Raw genomic sequence first — 2,779 nt, 5'->3', positions numbered from 1 at the left:
CTTATCTTATGAGGGATTCAGGTGTGCGAAGTTTGAGTAATCATAAACTTGAAAAAATAAATAATAAATTATATGAAAAAGTTATTGAGTTTTTATTTCATTTCTATGTTTGCTTCAATATTATTAGTAAAGAAAATTCAAATAAATTAACTGGGACAGTAAATAAATATTCCGAAAATTTACTGGACCATTATTCTGATGATTTAGTTCGTAACCTCATGTCGGATCTGAAGAAAAAGTTACCGACAAGATCACAGTTTATAGATAGATTTCAATCTATTGGTTGGTCACATCATGATGGCCCCTATACAGATGCAAAAGATAAGGAAAAAGTAAAAATTGTCTTGGAAATTTTTGAGAGGTATAAAAATCATGATTTATTTCAAGAGAATATGACGATAGAACATGCTCTTCCTGATAGTGAAAAAACAGAAAATTGTCAAATAGGAAATTTATTGCCATTAGAAGAACATTTGAATCGAAAATGTGGTAATATATCTTTTGAGCAAAAACTCGCTATTTATCAGGATTCAAACTATAAAACGACTCGAGACTTTGCAGAACGTTATGCGCAGAATAAAAAATTTAACCCGAGAGAACGGGGCGAATTTTTAGCTATTGAATTTTATGATCATATATTGCATTTTGAATAATTTGCTTAAACTTTACACACCTAAGCCTTACAAGATAAGGCTCTATCGGTTTTTGGACCATCATCATCAGAGATTGAGCAACTTATACCGTGGATAACAGAAAACCATGGAGGCTGATGCTGGTCGGTCCAGTGTATCCGTGTTATAATGAAAGAGAATATCTATGATTCAGGGGGAAAGCATATGAATCAGGAATGGACTCTGCATGTTGAGCGGATCGGAAAAATCACGAAGGCGGATATCCAGATTGCACCGCTGATTTTCTTTATTGGCGATAACAACAGCGGCAAATCCTACATGATGACCATCCTATGGGGGCTCTTGTTCTTGGGAAAGAATCTTTTCCCTGCGCGTCCGTCGGACAGCCGGACGTATAAGCGGTGTGAGGACTGGCTGCGCGAACATGCCAATAAGGAAAGTGTGCTTGACGACGAAGTCGTTGCGCTTTACCTCAACTGGTTCAATGAACTGCTGAGCCAGAGGAAAAAGGATTTCCTCCGCCATCTGTTCAACTATACGATGGAATCCGGCAAGATGGAAATCCGGGCATATCGACAGAAAAAGCCACTGAAGCTGCATTTCCGTGAGGGCAAACGCTATACATTCAATCCGGGACGCGATATCAGCTTCCCGCAGAGTGAGGTGTATACGCGTGAGGAACTGCTGCGGATGAATACGTACATCTGCTGGAATCTGTTGATGGGGGATATCGCCGCACCCCTTTATACGCCAGTAATGCGAGGGCGCCGGAATGGTGAGCCGGTGTACCTGCCGGCTTCTCGGACGGGATTCATGCTCACGTATAAGCAGCTCTTGGAACAATCCATCCAGGCGAACTTCGGCCAGAGTGAAGCGGATGCAAGGGGCGCGCTGACGCTGCCATACGTTGATTTTCTGCAGCTCATCACGAAGTTTGAACCGCATCGGACGAATGCGCTGGCAACGCAACTGATGCCATTCCTGGAAACGTACATGACGGATGGTTCTTTTAAGATCAAGCGCACACTTCTTCCTGATTTTCAGTACACGCCCAAGAACGTGGCAACGGATATGCCACTTTACATCACGTCATCGGTCATTACAGAGCTGGCACCCCTGTCGCTGCTGCTGCAGTCAGGAATCAACTTCAAGACCATTATCATCGAAGAGCCTGAAGCGCACCTTCACCCTGCGTTGCAGAAGCGGATGGCGCAGTTCATCGTTCGTCTGGTGAACAATAAGAAGTCGGTATGGGTTACGACGCATAGCGATACGATATTGCAGCATGTCAACAATATGTTGAAGCTGGCAAAGCGGCCTGGCACGGAACGCAAGCAGCTCATGGAAAAGTTTGATTATGACTCTGTTGATTTGTTGCAGGATCGCCAGGTCAGGATGTATCAGTTCTCAAAGGAGTTGAAGGAGTTAAAGGATTCCGTGGAACAGAGCGGAACCGTCGTCCAAGAGCTGAAACCGCAGAAGTATGGCTTTGAGGTTCCCAGTTTTAATGATGCGTTGGAGCGCATCCTCGATGAGGTTTACGCATTCCAGGGGGAGGATGACTGATGCACGATGATAATCTGAATTATGTGCTGCATGAATTCATCGATCCGGCGTATGTGGAAACGGAGCATTCGGAATATCTGTTGACTGAAGAGCAGGATTCTGGTCATACGGAACTGAGGCTGCACATCCAAGGCGAAAATCTATGCATTGCTCAGTATGACAAGAAGAATCGCTGCGGTTTTTGGAATCGTGATCAGCGCAACGGCTTGAGTAAATGCGTTGATCATGCTATCCTGCAGCATACAGAAAATGGCTGGATCCTGCATATGATTGAAATGAAAGGCCGCATGGATAACCGAAAGTGGTTTGACGTTCGGTTGAAGAATCGAGCAAGTTATCTTGATATGCAGGCATTATGCACGGTTTTAGGGATTCATATCGAAGCTGTGTATTCGTATACGACATATGCAGAGAATCATTTCTGTGAATCAGAAAACCGTACGAATCCACGCATGATGGCAGCTCCCTTGGGAAAGCGATGCATCAATCCAATCCGGGAATGGTCTCAAGGGAAAATGCATGTGACGGTTGGATTCAATAAAGAGCTCGTCATTTCGCATCGAGCAATCCAGATGGAGCGG

At 44.1% G+C, this 2,779-nt stretch carries 3 protein-coding genes; all 3 read left to right on the top strand.

Translation table 11 applies throughout. From position 1 onward, the window contains the following. The coding region (locus DWX75_RS11860) for a DUF1524 domain-containing protein (RefSeq protein ID WP_147671636.1) at window positions 1-653 on the top strand (653 nt) is incomplete at its 5' end. Window positions 654-836: 183 nt separating this feature from the next. Continuing rightward, the gene (locus tag DWX75_RS11855) at window positions 837-2,198 is read left to right on the top strand and encodes an AAA family ATPase (RefSeq protein ID WP_118016515.1); all 1,362 of its coding nucleotides are present in this window, start codon (window positions 837-839) and stop codon (window positions 2,196-2,198) included. Continuing rightward, on the top strand, window positions 2,198-2,779 hold a 582-nt coding region (locus tag DWX75_RS11850; protein WP_147671634.1), incomplete at its 3' end, for a hypothetical protein. The genes DWX75_RS11855 and DWX75_RS11850, both read left to right, overlap by 1 nt.

Origin of the sequence: Mitsuokella sp. AF21-1AC, assembly GCF_003458855.1 — a bacterium.
Taxonomy (GTDB): Bacteria; Bacillota; Negativicutes; order Selenomonadales; family Selenomonadaceae; genus Mitsuokella.
Note: the sequence above shows the minus strand (reverse complement) of the source record. Positions and strands in the feature narration are given on the sequence as shown.

Coding starts and splice junctions, on each gene's coding strand:
- DWX75_RS11855 (WP_118016515.1), top strand. CDS start 837: ATGAATCAGGAATGGACTCTGCATGTTGAGCGGATCGGAAAAATCACG.